Source organism: Vibrio sp. 16 (assembly GCF_963681195.1).
GTDB classification, from domain to species: domain Bacteria; phylum Pseudomonadota; class Gammaproteobacteria; order Enterobacterales; family Vibrionaceae; genus Vibrio; species Vibrio sinaloensis_D.
Genome location: NZ_OY808997.1, coordinates 595211 through 610030, shown reverse-complemented (window position 1 = coordinate 610030; position 14820 = coordinate 595211). Strand labels below are relative to the sequence as shown.

Here is a 14820-nt window from a genome sequence, read left to right as displayed (position 1 = left end):
TTAACCAGAAATGAGCTTTGATGTCAGTTTGTTTTGCCAACTGTATGGCAGTAACCCAAGTAACCTTAAAATTGAAGTAAATCTACTTGGAAAGTAAATATGTGATTTGCCCTTAGCCAGCCCGAGTCGTATCGCTTTCGAGGCGTATTCGACACTTACAAGCATGGGCATAGGAAATGTGTTTTTGTCGGTGAGTGGTGTTTCAACAAACCCCGGATAGATAACAGAAACGTCAATTGATTTGCTTTTTAAATCGACTTGTAAAGCGCGAGCAAAATAACTTACCGCGGCTTTAGACGCGCCATAGGCTTCAGCTCGAGGGAGTGCCAACTCACTCGCGATGGAACCAACAACTGCAACACGATGGCCAGATTCAAAGTGATGCTGACACGCTTCGATCACGTTCGCTAATCCCACAACGTTGATATCGAATACTCGCTTCACCAGAGAGGCGTCAACGTGCCCATCGTCAATGTATTCACAGTCTCCAGCGTTCATAATCCAAAGGGTGGGAGTAAAGGGTAAAGTAGCGAGAGCGTCGCGAGTGTTTTCAAAATCTGTTACGTCAAAGGCAACAGAATGAATCCTGTCAGAGTACATTTCCAACTCGGAAAGCTTGGCTATGTTTCTGCCACAAGCAACCACCTCCCAGCCATCATCGGCATAATCTCGAGCCAAACGCTGGCCGATGCCCGATGTTGCGCCTGTAATCAATACTCGGTTCATTGCCCTAACCTCTGCTTGATGGTCTTGATGACAGAACCAAGAAGTGGCAAGTTTTCATAAAGCATCTCACCGAGATCAAAGTAGTCCCGGTGGTAGACGACTCTACCGTCAGCGAACTTGAGGTGACTTACTCCTTTCACCTCGACCTTACTTCCCCGCTGCAACTTCGGGTGTTCGAGCGTCATCGTCCACGTCAGAAAGCCAGCATCCCCGACCTGTTGGTGTTCCTCAATGTCGAAATCGCAGCGCTTTACGTTCTCGTATAATGAGGCAAAGTACTTTTGCAACGCATCCCAGCCTTCCAATCGATGGGCAGCATCCTCAAAAACAACGTCCTGATGATAGACACCTTCTAGCAGGTGCAAATTCGCTTTATTTAGACACTGATAAATGTTGCCAACAGACTCTACGTTCATCGTTACCTCTCAATTTGTTATACAAGTGATATTTTTGTACAACAAATTCAGCTTAGAACATTAGAGAACGTTGTACAAATTAAAATGCATACACTTGCTTAATTTGTTACGTAATACTCAAAAATTTGGATCAAAAAAGGCTTGGCATAAAGCCAAGCCTTTTCAATACATTGTAGACCTGTTAAGAATTTCTAAGTGCTGCGATACGTTTATCGAGTGGAGGGTGACTCATCAGCAATTCAGTCATTGAACGTTTACCATTAATACCAAACGCCATCATTGAGCCTTCAAGCTGAGACTCGTGACTCACTTTCAAACGCTCTAGCGCCGCGATCATCTTATGTTTACCGACTAGTCGGGCCGCTCCTGCATCTGCGTGGAACTCACGGTGGCGGCTGTACCACATGGTGATGAAGCTTGCCAAGAAGCCAAATACAAGCTCAAGTACAATAGAAACACCGAAGTAGACCATCATGTTGCTGCCGCCTTCTTCCTCGTCACTGTTAGAAGAAACAATGTTAGCAATGAAACGAGACAAGAAAATTACGAAGGTGTTCACTACACCTTGCATCAACGTCATAGTGACCATATCACCATTTGCGATGTGGCTAACCTCATGTGCTAGCACCGCTTCCGCTTCATCTCGGCTCATGTTGTGTAGCAAGCCCGTTGACACTGCAACCAAAGAGTCATCTCGCTTTGCGCCTGTTGCAAAAGCGTTGATATCAGCCGAGTCATAGATCGCGACCGTAGGCATACCAATGCCCACTTGCTCTGATTGGCGACGAACCGTCTCTAGTAGCCAATGCTCGGTCTCATTGCGAGGACTTTCAATGACCATACCGCCAACTGAGCGCAGAGCCATACTCTTTGACATCATCAAAGAGATAAAAGAACCGCCGAAACCAAACACTGCAGCCATAAGAAGTAGGCCAGAAAGGCTACCAGGCTGCATCCCCGTTACAGCATAAACAATATTTAGTACAACACTTAGCACGAGTACAACGGCTAAGTTGGTTGCGAGAAACAACATTACACGCTTCATGACTTTTCTCCGAAACTGGAAGCTTATTATTATTGGCCCTAAGTGCCACGATTGATGGCATCAGCAGAGTTAACATATAGATATAGTCTAACGGCTTTAAAAACAAGGTTAAGTCTCAAATTGAAACATTTGTTTTCCATCTCTCGTCAATGCCATTTAGCTACAGTTCACATTCAGCCAAGTTATACCTACCCAGCGAGAGATAAGCGTTCAAATCTAACTTTAGACTTTGGTCTTATTGTCTAATTAGCGAAACATGCTAAGTTTTGTTTAGATAATAAATCCATGGGAATAAGGGATAACATCATGGTTGAAACTAGCAACTATCAAATGGCTATTGATTTACTTTGCTGTCACCTTGGTATTTCAGAGGAAGAAGCAAAACAGCAACTCGGCATTTCATCCGAACAGGGCGCTCAAACTCATGTTAATGAAATGCAGCAAGCGATGATTGGATTGAGCAACGAGAAATAGCTCGACCCTCTAAAAGTCAAAGGGCAGCCACTTGGCTGCCCTTTTTTGTATTAATTGCGTTTAATTAATGGTTCGACATTAATGTACTTTGCTAAGCCCTTACGCTTGACGCTAGGAACATAAGGAATCTCACCAATTTTTGGCGCATCAATTTTTTGCTCTAGCATTTCAATAATTTCAGCGTAGTGTTCTGTGCCTGGGTTTACACGGTTTGCAACCCAACCGACTACTTCTAAGCCATCTGCTTTGATCGCATCTAGCGTAAGCATTGCGTGGCTCAAACAGCCTAGCTTAATCCCGACGACCAACACGACAGGCAGCTTTTCTTGTTGTACCCATGATGAAAGGCAGTCGCTGTCTGATACCGGAACGCGCCAACCGCCTGCCCCCTCGACTAAAACAATGTCCGAATTCGCTTTGTGCTCAGTTAACTTTGCACTCAACACTGAGTAATTGATTTCGACCCCTTCACGGCGCGCTGCAATATGCGGAGACGCCGGTAATTCTAACGCATAAGGGTTCACATCATCGTAGGCGACATCAACTGTCGCTGCACTTTGCAAATACAGTGCATCAGAGTTGCGAAAGCCTTGCTCTGTTCGTTCACTGCCTGCTGCTACTGGTTTGTAACCAATAGTATTTAAGCCATTTTCAGCAAGCGCGTTTAAAATTGCTTTTGAAGCAACTGTTTTTCCAACATCGGTATCCGTACCAGCTATAAAAAATGCATCAATCATCGATGAATAACCCCTAAACAAACCTGATAAGTGGCAGGAAGAAGACCCTGATGGTTTTTGAACGTCTGGTATGCTTGCTCGACTTGGCGAAGCGCTGTACGGCTTGTCAAGCCATGAGAGCGACCGTGAACATGAGTTGCTCCAATGCCTTTTAAATCACGCATGAGAGAAAAAGCCGTCGTGTACCAAACTGTGATCGAGGGCAAGTCTAGTCGATGGTTTACGCAGCCGGATTGCGCTAACGCAATTTTTACCTGATTGGTACTGATAAAGTCATTCACGTGTTGATATGAGTCAATTTTTGCCCACGACTGCTTAAGCTCGCTCAATGAGCCATCCAGCAACGTAGAGAAATAGGCCTGTCCGTTATGTTTTAGTACGCGGTGAATCTCTCTAAGTGGATCAGCAAGATCCTCACACCATTGCAGTGCCAAGCTCGAAAACACCAAATCAAACTGCTCAACCTCAAATGGCAGCTTCTCTGCGTCTCCCAAGTGGTAACTCATATTGCGCTCGCCACAGCGTTTTCGAGCTGTGTCGAGCATCTGCTGCGATAAATCACAACAAACAACATGAGCGCCCCTTTGCTGTAGCATCTGCGAAAAATAACCAGTGCCACAACCAAGGTCGAGCACAACTCGCCCCGTCAGGTCTGCGGGCATCAAATCGAGTAACCGATGGCCGACGTCACGCTGGAACGCCGCGTGAGCATCGTAAGTTTGAGCCGCTTTGCCAAACGCCTCAGCTATGGCGGTTTTATCATTGGATGACGACCCGTGTACCGCTAACGCTTGTTCCATCCCATCACCCTATACTTCCATTCTCAAGTAGTTGTTCTAAGTTCTCAACCAAAGACACGACATGCGACAACTCATGATTAGCCGTCAATGTAATTCGCAGTCTCGCCGTACCTTGAGGCACAGTTGGTGGACGGATGGCGGTGGTCCATAACCCTTTACTTTTCAAAGCCTGTGATACTTCCACAGCAAAGTGACTGTCACCAAGTAGCACCGGTTTTATGGGGGTTACTGTTTCTACATAACCAGGAAAACCACTAAAGTTCTCTTTGAAACTATGTTGTAACTCCGCGAGCTTTTCTCGACGCCAATGCTGAGTTTGCAGCATGGTAACCGCGTAAGTTAAGGCATACGCTTGTGAAGGCGGTATCGCCGTTGAGTAAACGTGGTGACGAGCAAATTGAGTTAGGTAGTCGCCCATTTCTTCACTGCATAGAATTGCCGCGCCCGAAAGGCCAAATGCTTTACCAAACGTGACAACCAAAACGTCAGGAGTGATTTGAGCCAAATGACAACTGCCTTGGCCTTCACTCCCCAGTACACCGATGCCATGAGCATCATCGACCGCCAGCAAGGAATCCTCCTTTACCACATCACGGATATCTGCAAGTGGTGACAGATCGCCATCCATGCTGAAGACCCCCTCTGTGATGACAAACGCATCGTCGGTCAGGAGTGCCTTAAGCGATGCAACATCATTGTGCTTAAAGCGTTTCATTGTTGCAGGGGAAAGCATACCCGCTTCCATCAAAGAAGCATGATTGAGCTTATCTTGCAGCAATAAATCGCCCTTTTCTAATAAGCCAAAAATCAATGCCTGATTTGCCGCAAAGCCCGAACCAAATAGTACTGCGCTCTCAAAGCCCAACCATTCACATAACGCGGACTTTAACCCCGCATGGGCAGAGCTAAAACCCGTAACCAGTGGCGATGCACCACTTCCGCAGCCATAGATCTCAAGCCCTTTTTGCCAAGCCCTGCGCAGTTCATCGTCGCAAGCCAAGCCCAAATAATCATTACTCGAAAAATTTAAGAATGTCCCCCCATGCTCAAGCACGGGGCAGTTGCCAAAATTGACCTCTTTGACTTGACGAGAAAGCCCGAGTTCTTGACGACGCTGCAACTCGCGCTTTATACGCGCTTTAAACGCTGGCATCGTAGAACAAATCATCTTTAGCCGGTCTTGCAGCTACGCGCTCGACAACTCGGTCTAAAAGGTCATTTTCTTGTATCTCATCTGGTTTTTGAGAAACTTGCTGACTATTGATTCCTAACTTATCAAACAGCAGCATATCTTTGTCTTCGGAAGGGTTTGGTGTAGTGAGCAGTTTGCAGCCATAAAATACCGAGTTGGCTCCAGCCATAAAACAGAGCGCTTGCATCTGTTCATTCATGTTCTCACGGCCAGCAGAAAGGCGAACCGCCGACTTTGGCATCATGATACGTGCAATGGCAATCAAGCGAATAAAGTCGAAAGGCTCGACATCATCCACCTCTTCAAGTGGTGTGCCTTTCACCTTTACTAACATGTTGATCGGCACGCTTTCTGGGTGAACCGGCAAGTTTGCCAATTCTACAAAAAGACCCGCTCGGTCATTGACGCTTTCACCCATGCCAATGATGCCACCCGAACAAATCTTCATGCCGGCATCACGGACATGAGACAAAGTATCAAGGCGATCTTGGTAAGTACGAGTGGTAATAATGTTGCCGTAGAACTCTGGTGACGTATCGAGGTTATGGTTGTAGTAATCCAAACCCGCATCGGCTAGCTCGTTTGCCTGATCTGGCGTAAGCATACCAAGCGTCATACAGGTTTCCAGCCCCATGCCTTTAACACCTTCAATCATCTTTTTAAGGTGTGGCATGTCACGCTCTTTAGGATTCTTCCAAGCCGCTCCCATACAGAAACGTGTTGACCCCGCACTTTTCGCTTTTTGCGCAGCGTCTAAAACACGCTCAACTTCCATCAGGCGCTCTTTTTCTACGTCGGTTTTATAGCGCGCACTTTGCGGACAGTACTTACAGTCTTCTGGACATGCTCCTGTTTTGATCGACAGCAGTGTGCTGACTTGAACATGGTTGTGTTGCTGGTATTGACGGTGAACCAGTTGCGCTTCGAAGAGGAGGTCCATAAATGGTTTTTCCATAAGCTCACGAACTTCTGCAACAGTCCAGTTGTGACGTACTTCCACGTGCATTCCTTTAGTTATTAGATTTGTTACTTGGCTAGTCTAACCTCGGCAGGTAGACTGTCAACAATTAAGAAAATTAAAAGTTTACAGATGGTTGTTTTTTAACCAATAAAATAGGACGCACATCTATGGATCTCGCCTTTGACCGCCGTCATATCTGGCATCCCTACACATCAACGCTAACACCTCTGACCTGCTACCCTGTTGTCTCTGCTAATGGTGTATTGATTCAATTGGAAGACGGAAATCAACTCGTTGACGGAATGTCGTCATGGTGGAGTGCGATACATGGGTATAACCACCCTCAGCTCAACGCGGCTGCGCACCTCCAAATCGATACGGTGTCACATGTTATGTTTGGGGGAATCACTCACGAGCCAGCTATTGAGCTTTGCAAAAAACTGCTCAACTTTGCACCGGATAACTTAGAACACGTATTTTTAGCCGATTCTGGCTCGGTTGCGGTCGAAGTAAGTTTAAAGATGGCACTCCAGTATTGGCATGCTAAGGGTGAGAGGCGAGCAAAGTTCCTTACCTTACGAGACGGTTACCACGGTGATACTTTTGCAGCAATGTCTGTCACTGATCCCGATAATTCAATGCACTCACTTTACAAAGGCTTCTTGCCTGAACATATCTTTGCGTCATCACCAAAGTCCGGTTTCTGGCAGGAGTTTCAACCAAGTGACCTTGACGATATCACACGTAAAGTCGAGGAGAATCATAAGGACATCGCAGCTGTCATTTTAGAACCGATAGTACAAGGTGCTGGAGGAATGCGAATCTATCACCCTGAGTTCTTAAAAGGAGTTAGAGATCTGTGTGATCAATATGGATTACTTTTGATCTTGGACGAGATTGCGACTGGATTTGGCAGAACTGGGAAGATGTTTGCTTGCGAACACGCCAACATCCAACCAGACATACTTTGCGTCGGTAAAGCCTTAACAGGGGGTTACATGACATTATCGGCGACCCTAGCATCAAAAGAGGTCGCAGATACGGTATGTGGTGGTGAGGCAGGATGTTTTATGCATGGACCGACCTTTATGGGCAACCCGTTAGCGTGCGCTGTTGCTACGGCGAGCATGGAGATATTAGAAAGCGGCAATTGGCAAAAGCAAACCAAACAGATCGAAAGTATTTTTTCAGAGCTATTACCTAACCTGATGAAATACTCTCTAGTGAAAGACGTTCGCTGGCTAGGCGCTATAGGTGTGGTTGAAACCACTCACCCCGTCAGTATGGATGCCATTCAAGCACACTTTGTTAAGCAAGGCATTTGGATACGGCCATTTGGTAAACTCATCTACATAATGCCTCCGTTTATTAGCCAACCTGCGGATATTGAGAAGCTCATTGCCGCAATTGAGTCAGCGTTAACATCTCCCGATTGTTTTCAGTATTAAAGCGCTGATACGCAAAAAGGCTTCCGCAACGGAAGCCTTTCTTATGGTAAACGTCAGCGAATGACTACTCTTGGTCAATCATCCAACGTCGGAATTCTTTTCGCTCTTGCTTAGACGCTTTAACGTACCAAGCCTTTAGTTGTTCAAGGTTGTTGGTGTCTAGGGGCTTGATAACTTTATCTGACTTAGCCTGTGTATTTGGCACTGCAGGAGTTGCTTGTTCTGCAACAGCTGCTTTTGCTACAAGTGCTGCCGAAGAGCCGAACACGATACCTCGCGCTTCATTATGTTTTGCTACTCGTTCTGGCATATTAAAATAAGGCATAAAACCTTCTGAACGATCAAGTGCTTCTTGAGTGTATTCTATTGGTTTTCCATCTGCTGTTCTAATCACCCATTCTGGGTTGTTCTTGAATGCTCTATTTGCTTGCTCATACGTATACAATTTAGGAGGAACTACAGAAATATCATCGTTTGTAGCTTCGAAGCTAATAACAAATGGATTTGAGTCGAACACTCGGTCCTCTCCAGAGTCTTTTAGCTTCTTACTATATTTTACAATTATCTGAATAGGCCCAGACTGAATATCGACAACTTCACGCTTATCATCAAGCTCGACACCGTTAAGAAACAAGAAGTTTGTGCCTTTTTTAGGCTCTAGGCTAGCAGCATTCACACTCGCCGTTAGCAACATCATAATCACAATTGATAAAGCTTTCATATAATCCCTCTTTATGAACTAAAAAAGCCACCCTATGGGTGGCTTAAGTGTCTAGTATTTAGGCTTAGAAGTAAGCTTTGATACCTACAGCAACGCCAGTTTCGTTGCTTTCGCCTTGGTCGTTTTCACCGTTGTCACCACCAACTTCAGCATACGCTGTAGTGTTTGGAGCTAGCTTGTAACCAGCGTTTACATACCAAGCATTGAAGCTGTCTGAGCCTGAAGCGTCAGACTTAGAAGTGCTGTAACCACCAGCAAACACAACTTTTTCGATTGTGTATGTTGCAGCTAGGCCGATAGTATCGATTGATACGTCAGAGTCATCGATGTTGTAGTAAGCAGCAGCTAGCTCTAGGTTCTCTACACCGTTGTAACGAGCTTGAGCAGACCATAGCTTCTCATCATGAGCAGCTGCGCCCTCGCCAACTTCACCAGCACCGTAGAATGCAGTAAAGTCGAAGTCTGCAACGCGGTAGCCTAGTTTACCATCGAAGTAAGTAGCGTCGTTGTTTAGACCTTCGTCACCGTTTTTGTCTTGTACTAGAGCAAAGCCGCCGTAAAACGCGCCTTTGTCAAGATCGTAACGGATTGTTTCGTCTGCACAGAAGTGGCTGTCGTCACCGCCGAAGAACGTGCTTAGACCGAACTGGAAGTCAGAACCGATACCAGCGTCATCTAGGTTTGCACAAGTACGACCAAACTTGATTGAACCGTAATCATCTGAGTAGAAAGCAACGTAAGCGTCACCATCGTTTGCAGCGTCTTTGTCAACACCTACATCGTTGATTTGCCAGAAACCACCGAATTGAAGCGCGTCGTTGATTGCATAACGAACATCAAGGCTGATGTCAGCGTCTTGAATTTGTTGCTCAGCTTCAGAACCTTTTGCTTTGTCTTTAACGTAAACAACTTCAACGTCACCGCCAAGAGCTACTGTTACGCCATCTTGGTTGTATAGTTCAATACCAGCTTGTGCTGATGCTGCTGCTAGAACTGAAAGAGCTACTAGAGTCTTTTTCATAATAATCCACTGCCTTTTCTTAAAACTGGGAAATCCTTATCCGGTTCCCTTTATGTTTTTTGATGATGGCTCTCACCTCTATTTGGGTTTGATGCCATCGCCATCTAAATTGCGGGGTCTAGATTGCAAAAGAATGCCCTGCGTGTCAAATGTTCTAAAAATCTCACGTAAAAAAACATAAAAACATTTAATAACAGTGACTTACATTGTTTTGCGCACATTTTACGACCAAGTTCATACCCTAAACCCGACAAATATCCGTAAAAGCACAAAAATAAAAAACAGAACAAAACACCAAAAAGATGACATTTAAGTAAAACTTATGATATTTATCACCACGATATTATATGAGATAGAGTTATATATTTTTTACATTTAGAAATTAATCTAAGTCGCTGATGGTTCAGTTTTTTTTTGTGAACAAGATCCACATTTGCGGATTAAGGATTCTATTTCGTGAGCTGAGTAGCGCTTAGAGAAGTGTGCTATCATCCTCATCCCGTTTTAGAGATCTCTGTATGACAACCAGTAAAATCCAACAATCCATTCGCAACAGCTATCAAAACCTCCAATTCCAGTTAGATAACTTTGTACCTCGACGTGCCCAGAACTACCTTGTCGCAGAGATAACAAAGACACTGTGTGGTGAGTATCACAAATCAACTCGGATGATTGTCGCAGAAGCAGGTACGGGAATCGGTAAATCGCTTTCTTATTTGATGGCAACTATTCCTGTCGCCTTGCACAACAACAGAAAGGTTGTCATATCGACCGCAACCGTCGCACTGCAAGAACAGTTGGTGAATAAAGACCTTCCTTTATATAGACGCATCACGGATCGTGAGTTCTCTTTTATACTCGCCAAAGGCAGACAACGTTATTGCTGCGCAGAAAAACTGGCAGCAGCCTCGGGTGTGGACGGCGGGCAACTGGCGATGTTTGAGACCAAGCCAAAGAAGAAAGAGATCGACCAGCTGGAGTTGATGTATAAGAGACTCGCCGAAAACAAATGGGACGGAGACAGAGATTCTTGGCCAAAGCCTATTGATGATGCCATTTGGCAGCTCATCGTCAGTGACAAGCACAGCTGCAATGGGAGTATGCCTGCTCACAGAGGTTGTCCATTCCAGAAAGCGCGTTCTGAAATGGATAAAGCCGACATCATCATTGCCAATCATAGTTTGGTAATGGCGGACGCAGATCTTGGTGGCGGCGTCATACTTCCTGAGCCAGAAAACACTATCTATGTATTCGATGAAGCGCATCACCTACCCCATGTCGCTCGGGATCACTCTTCCGCCGCTGCAAGCTTGAAAGGCGCTGCGAGTTGGCTAGAGCGTTTGAACCAGTCCGTGACCAAGTTTGCCAATCTCGCCGATGAAAAACGAGTCAGCCGATTTCGCAACGAACTACAGGATGCGATTCAACAGTTGATACCCTCTTTATCTCAGTTGGCAACCCGATTTGACCCTGCTCATTTTGAAGAAAATATCTATCGATTTGAAAATGGTGAGCTGCCGTCATGGCTTGATGAAGAGTCTAAAGAACTAAAGAAGCTCTCTCAAAAAGGGGCTCAAGCTGTCGGGAAAATTGCGGATTTGATTGCCGAGCGAGTCAAAGATGGCGAACTCACCAACCGGTTGGCTGAGCCAGCACTGGCGGAGTTGGGTTTCTATATTCAGAGGATGGATAACCTTGCAGCTGTCTGGAATTTAATGGCAGAGCCTCAACGGGAAAAAGGCGCTCCGCTTGCAAGATGGCTTGAAGTAAGCCCAGAACGCGAAGGCGATTTTGTTGTCAATGTTTCGCCTCTTGAAGTGGGCTGGCAGCTCGATCAACAACTATGGAGTCGCTGTATTGGTGCGGTACTCACCTCTGCGACAATGCGTGCACTCAACTCATTTAGTTTTTTTTGCCGCCAAGCAGGCATCAGCGAAAAACCGGAAGATGGCGTACGTTTCTTAGCCCTCGCGTCTCCGTTTGATTATCAAAATCAAGCTGAGCTTCGAGTACCTAAAATGAAATACGAACCGCAGGCTCCTCAGTTTACAGAATATCTTATCGATATTTTGCCTAACTTAATCGAGGACAAACAGGCCAATTTAGTTTTATTCTCATCCTATTGGCAAATGAATCAGGTTGCTGAAGCACTCTCAACATATTTCGTTAAAAACGGATGGGCACTTCAAGTTCAAGGCCAAGAGTCGAGGGCGGAAATACTAAAAAAACATAAAACACTCGTTCAATGCAAAAAAACCAGTGTGCTGTTTGGGACTGGGAGCTTTTCTGAGGGGCTCGACTTACCGGGAGAGCTATTAGAGAACTTAATCATCACCAAGATTCCCTTTGGTGTTCCGACCTCACCAGTAGAGCAAGCACATGCAGAATATATTGAAAACCGTGGCGGCAACCCTTTTATGCAAATCACGGTACCAGAAGCAAGCAAAAAACTGATTCAATCAGTGGGACGCTTGCTGCGTAAAGAGAGGGATTCTGGTAAAGTCATCATCCTTGATCGCCGTATTGTAACCAAACGATATGGGAAATCATTGCTAGACTCCCTACCACCGTTTAAACGTGTGATTGAATACTAAGGTCCGTTGACCAAAAACAACTATAAAAAGATAACTCTATGGAATTGTTTGAGCCAACCGTGCTGTTGGTGTTGGCCCTTGTTGCTTTTGCTGCTGGATTCATTGATGCGGTAGCTGGTGGAGGTGGGATGCTCACTGTCCCTGCACTGCTATCACTGGGTTTACCCCCGCATATCGCACTCGGCACCAATAAACTTGCTGCTACCTTCGCGTCTTCAACAGCGGCATTTACTTATTACCGCAAACGCTTATTCAAACCGCGCTGCTGGAAACGGGCATTTGTCTCTACGCTAATCGGTGCCACCCTTGGTACCTTGTTTGTCGATTTGATTTCGACAGAGTGGCTAGAGAAAATCCTTCCACTGATCATATTAGCCGCTGCCGTCTACACCATTTGGCATAAAACACCAAATGCAGTTAAAAACGAGATGCCAGAACCATGCCCTGTGCTGAACAAGAAACAGTATGGACAAGGCCTTATTCTCGGTTTTTATGATGGTGTCGCAGGACCCGGAACCGGTGCTTTTTGGACAGTCAGCTCAATGGCACTCTATAAGCTCAATATTTTGCTCGCTTCTGGTCTATCAAAAGCAATGAACTTTACCAGCAACTTCACTTCTTTGGTGACGTTTGCCATTCTTGGCCATATCGATTGGGTATTGGGCTTAACCATGGGTCTGTGTTTGATGGCTGGTGCCTTCGTGGGCGCACACTCAGCAATCCGATTTGGCGCAAAGTTTATTCGCCCAGTCTTTGTTACTGTTGTCAGCATCCTTGCAGTAAAACTGGCCTACGAAGCGTGGTTTGTTAATTTATGAGCCGGATTAGTCAACTCTCCAATACTCTCGATGAGTTAGCACAACAAGCAGCCGCGGTCGATAGAAAAAGAGGCGAGCACCATTTGCCTCTTTTCGACGAACGCCTATTCAAAGGTCGGTCCAAGCTTTTGGTCCCTTGCGTCAAAGAGACCCAATCGACCCTAGATAGCATCATTCGCGAAGAAGCGGCAGGAAAACTCACCGCCTTACGTGCCGAATACTTAACCGAGCGCCTCTTATCTCAAATAAGTGCGATTCAGCGAGAACTTGCGACGGTAACAATACGCAAGAACGAGCCAAAGCACCGAAGCTACTTCCAAAAGCCCATCAACGAGCTTTATCAACACCTATCTCAGCATCAAGAGTGGGAGCGGCGTTTAATGGAAATGGTACGAGACAAAGAGCTCGCACTTCAGTATGCCCCGCCCTTTCAGCAACAAACGGCTCAGCAGGAATTGCTCGCCACCGAGCAACGCTTAAAACGTTGCCAAGAGGCGAAGCTGAAAATTGAAAACCAAATAACTTACCGTGAGAGAAATCAATAAATGTCTTCCGGACTCGATAATGCCCCTGACGAAATCAAACTCGCTGTTGATCTGATTTACTTATTGGAAAGCAACGAAGTCGATCCAAAAGTCGCGCTCGAAGCGATCAAGATCGTTAAGTCTGATTTAGAAAGCAAACTGGAACAGGCAGAGTAATGTATCAACTCTCTTTTGATCTCGACTCTTTTTTGGCCAAATATTGGCACAAGCAACCGACCGTTATAAAGCATGGTATTACCAACTTTATCGATCCTATTTCGCCAGAAGAACTTGCCGGCTTGGCGATGGAAGAAGAAGTTGATTCTAGATTTGTCACCAATAAGAACGGTCATTGGCAAGCGCAACATGGCCCGCTACCCGAGTCACTCTTTTCTCAACTTGAGGAAAGCCACTGGCAATTGATTGTTCAAGCGTGTAATCACTGGCATCTGGGCGCAGCAGAGTTAGTCGCTCCATTTAAAGCGCTGCCTCAATGGTTGTTTGACGATCTGATGGTCTGCTATTCCGCTCCACAAGGTGGCGTTGGACCACATATCGATCAATATGATGTATTTATCATTCAAGGCAGTGGTAAACGACGTTGGCGAGTAGGCGCCGCCGACGAAGGTCAATACCAAGAATCGATCCAAGGTGCCCTGCGCCAAATCGAGAGCTTTGACGCAATAATCGACGAAGTCTTGGAACCTGGAGATATTCTTTACATTCCCCCCGGATTCCCGCATGAGGGCAATACCATTGAGCCAAGCATGAGCTATTCAATGGGTTTTCGCTCCCCTAAAGAGCAAGAATTGCTGAGCCATTTTGCTGATTATGTCCTCGCCAAAGAAAAAGGCGATGTGCATCTGCATAACCCTCAAATGCAAACTCAACGCAATCATGGTGAAATTTTACGCTCTGATCTTACCCTGCTGACGCAAATGCTGCAGTCTGCGCTTGAATCCAAGCAAGATATTGAAAACTTCTTAGCCCTCAACTTAAGCCAATCTCGTCACCAACTTGATATTGTCGAACCTGAAGAAGTCATATCGCAAGAGCAAGTATACGCTCACTTAGAAGCGCTCGGTCATGTGGTTAAAGTATCGGGCTTGAGAGCGCTGTACCACGCCAATAACGCGAATCATGTATTCATCAACGGTGAAGAGTTTTCTGTGGCGGAGCCCGCGTTTGCGCCTATTCTTTGCGACCAAGCATCTATCACGCTCGATAGCTATTCAATTGAATCCCCGTCTTGGATCGCGTTACTGACTCGCTTAGTGAACCTAGGATACTGGTATTTAGATTAATTCTACCGAGCATCTGACTACCTCAAGATCAAAAAAGCC

Annotated in this window: 16 protein-coding genes; 7 read left to right on the top strand and 9 right to left on the bottom strand. The window is 45.7% G+C overall.

Annotation, left to right across the window (positions count from 1 at the left end; all coding sequences use genetic code 11):
• From U9J37_RS02750 to htpX, 3 genes are all read right to left on the bottom strand, one after another.
• Positions 1-726, bottom strand: a complete 726-nt coding sequence (locus U9J37_RS02750; protein WP_005470522.1) for an SDR family oxidoreductase — start codon at positions 724-726, stop codon at positions 1-3.
• Complete coding sequence (locus U9J37_RS02745; protein ID WP_005470328.1) at positions 723-1142, bottom strand: nuclear transport factor 2 family protein; 420 nt, start codon at positions 1140-1142, stop codon at positions 723-725. Before U9J37_RS02745 ends, U9J37_RS02750 begins: the two co-directional genes overlap by 4 nt.
• 181 nt (positions 1143-1323) lie before the next feature.
• Entirely contained in the window at positions 1324-2187 is an 864-nt protein-coding gene (gene htpX / locus U9J37_RS02740; RefSeq protein ID WP_005470593.1) for a protease HtpX, read from the bottom strand.
• A 306-nt stretch (positions 2188-2493) separates the two neighbouring features.
• Between htpX and U9J37_RS02735 the strand changes: the two genes are divergently transcribed.
• On the top strand, positions 2494-2661 hold the full coding sequence (locus U9J37_RS02735) for a hypothetical protein (protein ID WP_005470396.1): 168 nt from the start codon (positions 2494-2496) through the stop codon (positions 2659-2661).
• A gap of 50 nt (positions 2662-2711) precedes the next feature.
• On the opposite strand, the gene bioD is transcribed toward U9J37_RS02735, so the two are convergent.
• The 4 genes from bioD to bioB are packed head-to-tail and all read right to left on the bottom strand — an operon-like array spanning position 2712 to position 6390.
• The gene (bioD, locus tag U9J37_RS02730; protein ID WP_005470440.1) at positions 2712-3398 is read right to left on the bottom strand and encodes a dethiobiotin synthase; all 687 of its coding nucleotides are present in this window, start codon (positions 3396-3398) and stop codon (positions 2712-2714) included.
• The gene (gene bioC / locus U9J37_RS02725) at positions 3395-4198 is read right to left on the bottom strand and encodes a malonyl-ACP O-methyltransferase BioC (RefSeq protein ID WP_038214804.1); all 804 of its coding nucleotides are present in this window, start codon (positions 4196-4198) and stop codon (positions 3395-3397) included. Before bioC ends, bioD begins: the two co-directional genes overlap by 4 nt.
• 4 nt (positions 4199-4202) lie before the next feature.
• Entirely contained in the window at positions 4203-5366 is a 1164-nt protein-coding gene (locus tag U9J37_RS02720) for an 8-amino-7-oxononanoate synthase (protein ID WP_322413888.1), read from the bottom strand.
• Entirely contained in the window at positions 5338-6390 is a 1053-nt protein-coding gene (bioB, locus tag U9J37_RS02715; RefSeq protein WP_038138701.1) for a biotin synthase BioB, read from the bottom strand. The genes U9J37_RS02720 and bioB overlap by 29 nt, the downstream gene beginning before the upstream one ends.
• A gap of 128 nt (positions 6391-6518) precedes the next feature.
• Here bioB and bioA point away from each other — a divergent pair, with 128 nt between their 5' ends.
• Positions 6519-7799, top strand: coding sequence for an adenosylmethionine--8-amino-7-oxononanoate transaminase (bioA, locus tag U9J37_RS02710; RefSeq protein WP_005470375.1), 1281 nt, complete (start codon positions 6519-6521; stop codon positions 7797-7799).
• Between the two features lie 64 nt (positions 7800-7863).
• Here bioA and U9J37_RS02705 read toward each other — a convergent pair whose 3' ends face one another.
• Positions 7864-8520, bottom strand: coding sequence for a YccT family protein (locus U9J37_RS02705; RefSeq protein WP_005470544.1), 657 nt, complete (start codon positions 8518-8520; stop codon positions 7864-7866).
• A 64-nt stretch (positions 8521-8584) separates the two neighbouring features.
• The gene (locus U9J37_RS02700; protein WP_005470355.1) at positions 8585-9541 is read right to left on the bottom strand and encodes a porin; all 957 of its coding nucleotides are present in this window, start codon (positions 9539-9541) and stop codon (positions 8585-8587) included.
• Between the two features lie 518 nt (positions 9542-10059).
• Between U9J37_RS02700 and dinG the strand changes: the two genes are divergently transcribed.
• Genes dinG through U9J37_RS02675 form a run of 5 tightly spaced genes read left to right on the top strand, consistent with a single transcriptional unit; the run spans position 10060 to position 14781 of the window.
• Positions 10060-12135: an ATP-dependent DNA helicase DinG gene (dinG, locus tag U9J37_RS02695; protein ID WP_043886648.1), complete on the top strand. Its 2076-nt coding sequence runs from the start codon at positions 10060-10062 to the stop codon at positions 12133-12135.
• Positions 12136-12173: 38 nt separating this feature from the next.
• Complete coding sequence (locus U9J37_RS02690; RefSeq protein WP_005470518.1) at positions 12174-12953, top strand: sulfite exporter TauE/SafE family protein; 780 nt, start codon at positions 12174-12176, stop codon at positions 12951-12953.
• Positions 12950-13498 (top strand): primosomal replication protein, encoded by a 549-nt coding sequence (locus tag U9J37_RS02685; RefSeq protein WP_005470311.1) that lies wholly within the window; start codon positions 12950-12952, stop codon positions 13496-13498. The genes U9J37_RS02690 and U9J37_RS02685 overlap by 4 nt, the downstream gene beginning before the upstream one ends.
• Positions 13499-13654: a pleiotropic regulatory protein RsmS gene (rsmS, locus tag U9J37_RS02680; protein WP_038138717.1), complete on the top strand. Its 156-nt coding sequence runs from the start codon at positions 13499-13501 to the stop codon at positions 13652-13654.
• A complete protein-coding gene (locus U9J37_RS02675) occupies positions 13654-14781 on the top strand; it encodes a cupin domain-containing protein (RefSeq protein ID WP_005470443.1) in 1128 nt (375 codons plus the stop codon). Before rsmS ends, U9J37_RS02675 begins: the two co-directional genes overlap by 1 nt.
• Positions 14782-14820 lie beyond the last annotated feature (39 nt).

Bases quoted from the DNA above. Each gene is read 5' to 3' on its own strand.
- U9J37_RS02750 (WP_005470522.1), bottom strand. From the start codon at position 726: ATGAACCGAGTATTGATTACAGGCGCAACATCGGGCATCGGCCAGCGT.
- U9J37_RS02745 (WP_005470328.1), bottom strand. From the start codon at position 1,142: ATGAACGTAGAGTCTGTTGGCAACATTTATCAGTGTCTAAATAAAGCG.
- htpX (WP_005470593.1), bottom strand. From the start codon at position 2,187: ATGAAGCGTGTAATGTTGTTTCTCGCAACCAACTTAGCCGTTGTACTC.
- U9J37_RS02735 (WP_005470396.1), top strand. From the start codon at position 2,494: ATGGTTGAAACTAGCAACTATCAAATGGCTATTGATTTACTTTGCTGT.
- bioD (WP_005470440.1), bottom strand. From the start codon at position 3,398: ATGATTGATGCATTTTTTATAGCTGGTACGGATACCGATGTTGGAAAA.
- bioC (WP_038214804.1), bottom strand. From the start codon at position 4,198: ATGGAACAAGCGTTAGCGGTACACGGGTCGTCATCCAATGATAAAACC.
- U9J37_RS02720 (WP_322413888.1), bottom strand. From the start codon at position 5,366: ATGATTTGTTCTACGATGCCAGCGTTTAAAGCGCGTATAAAGCGCGAG.
- bioA (WP_005470375.1), top strand. From the start codon at position 6,519: ATGGATCTCGCCTTTGACCGCCGTCATATCTGGCATCCCTACACATCA.
- U9J37_RS02705 (WP_005470544.1), bottom strand. From the start codon at position 8,520: ATGAAAGCTTTATCAATTGTGATTATGATGTTGCTAACGGCGAGTGTG.
- U9J37_RS02700 (WP_005470355.1), bottom strand. From the start codon at position 9,541: ATGAAAAAGACTCTAGTAGCTCTTTCAGTTCTAGCAGCAGCATCAGCA.
- dinG (WP_043886648.1), top strand. From the start codon at position 10,060: ATGACAACCAGTAAAATCCAACAATCCATTCGCAACAGCTATCAAAAC.
- U9J37_RS02690 (WP_005470518.1), top strand. From the start codon at position 12,174: ATGGAATTGTTTGAGCCAACCGTGCTGTTGGTGTTGGCCCTTGTTGCT.
- U9J37_RS02685 (WP_005470311.1), top strand. From the start codon at position 12,950: ATGAGCCGGATTAGTCAACTCTCCAATACTCTCGATGAGTTAGCACAA.
- rsmS (WP_038138717.1), top strand. From the start codon at position 13,499: ATGTCTTCCGGACTCGATAATGCCCCTGACGAAATCAAACTCGCTGTT.
- U9J37_RS02675 (WP_005470443.1), top strand. From the start codon at position 13,654: ATGTATCAACTCTCTTTTGATCTCGACTCTTTTTTGGCCAAATATTGG.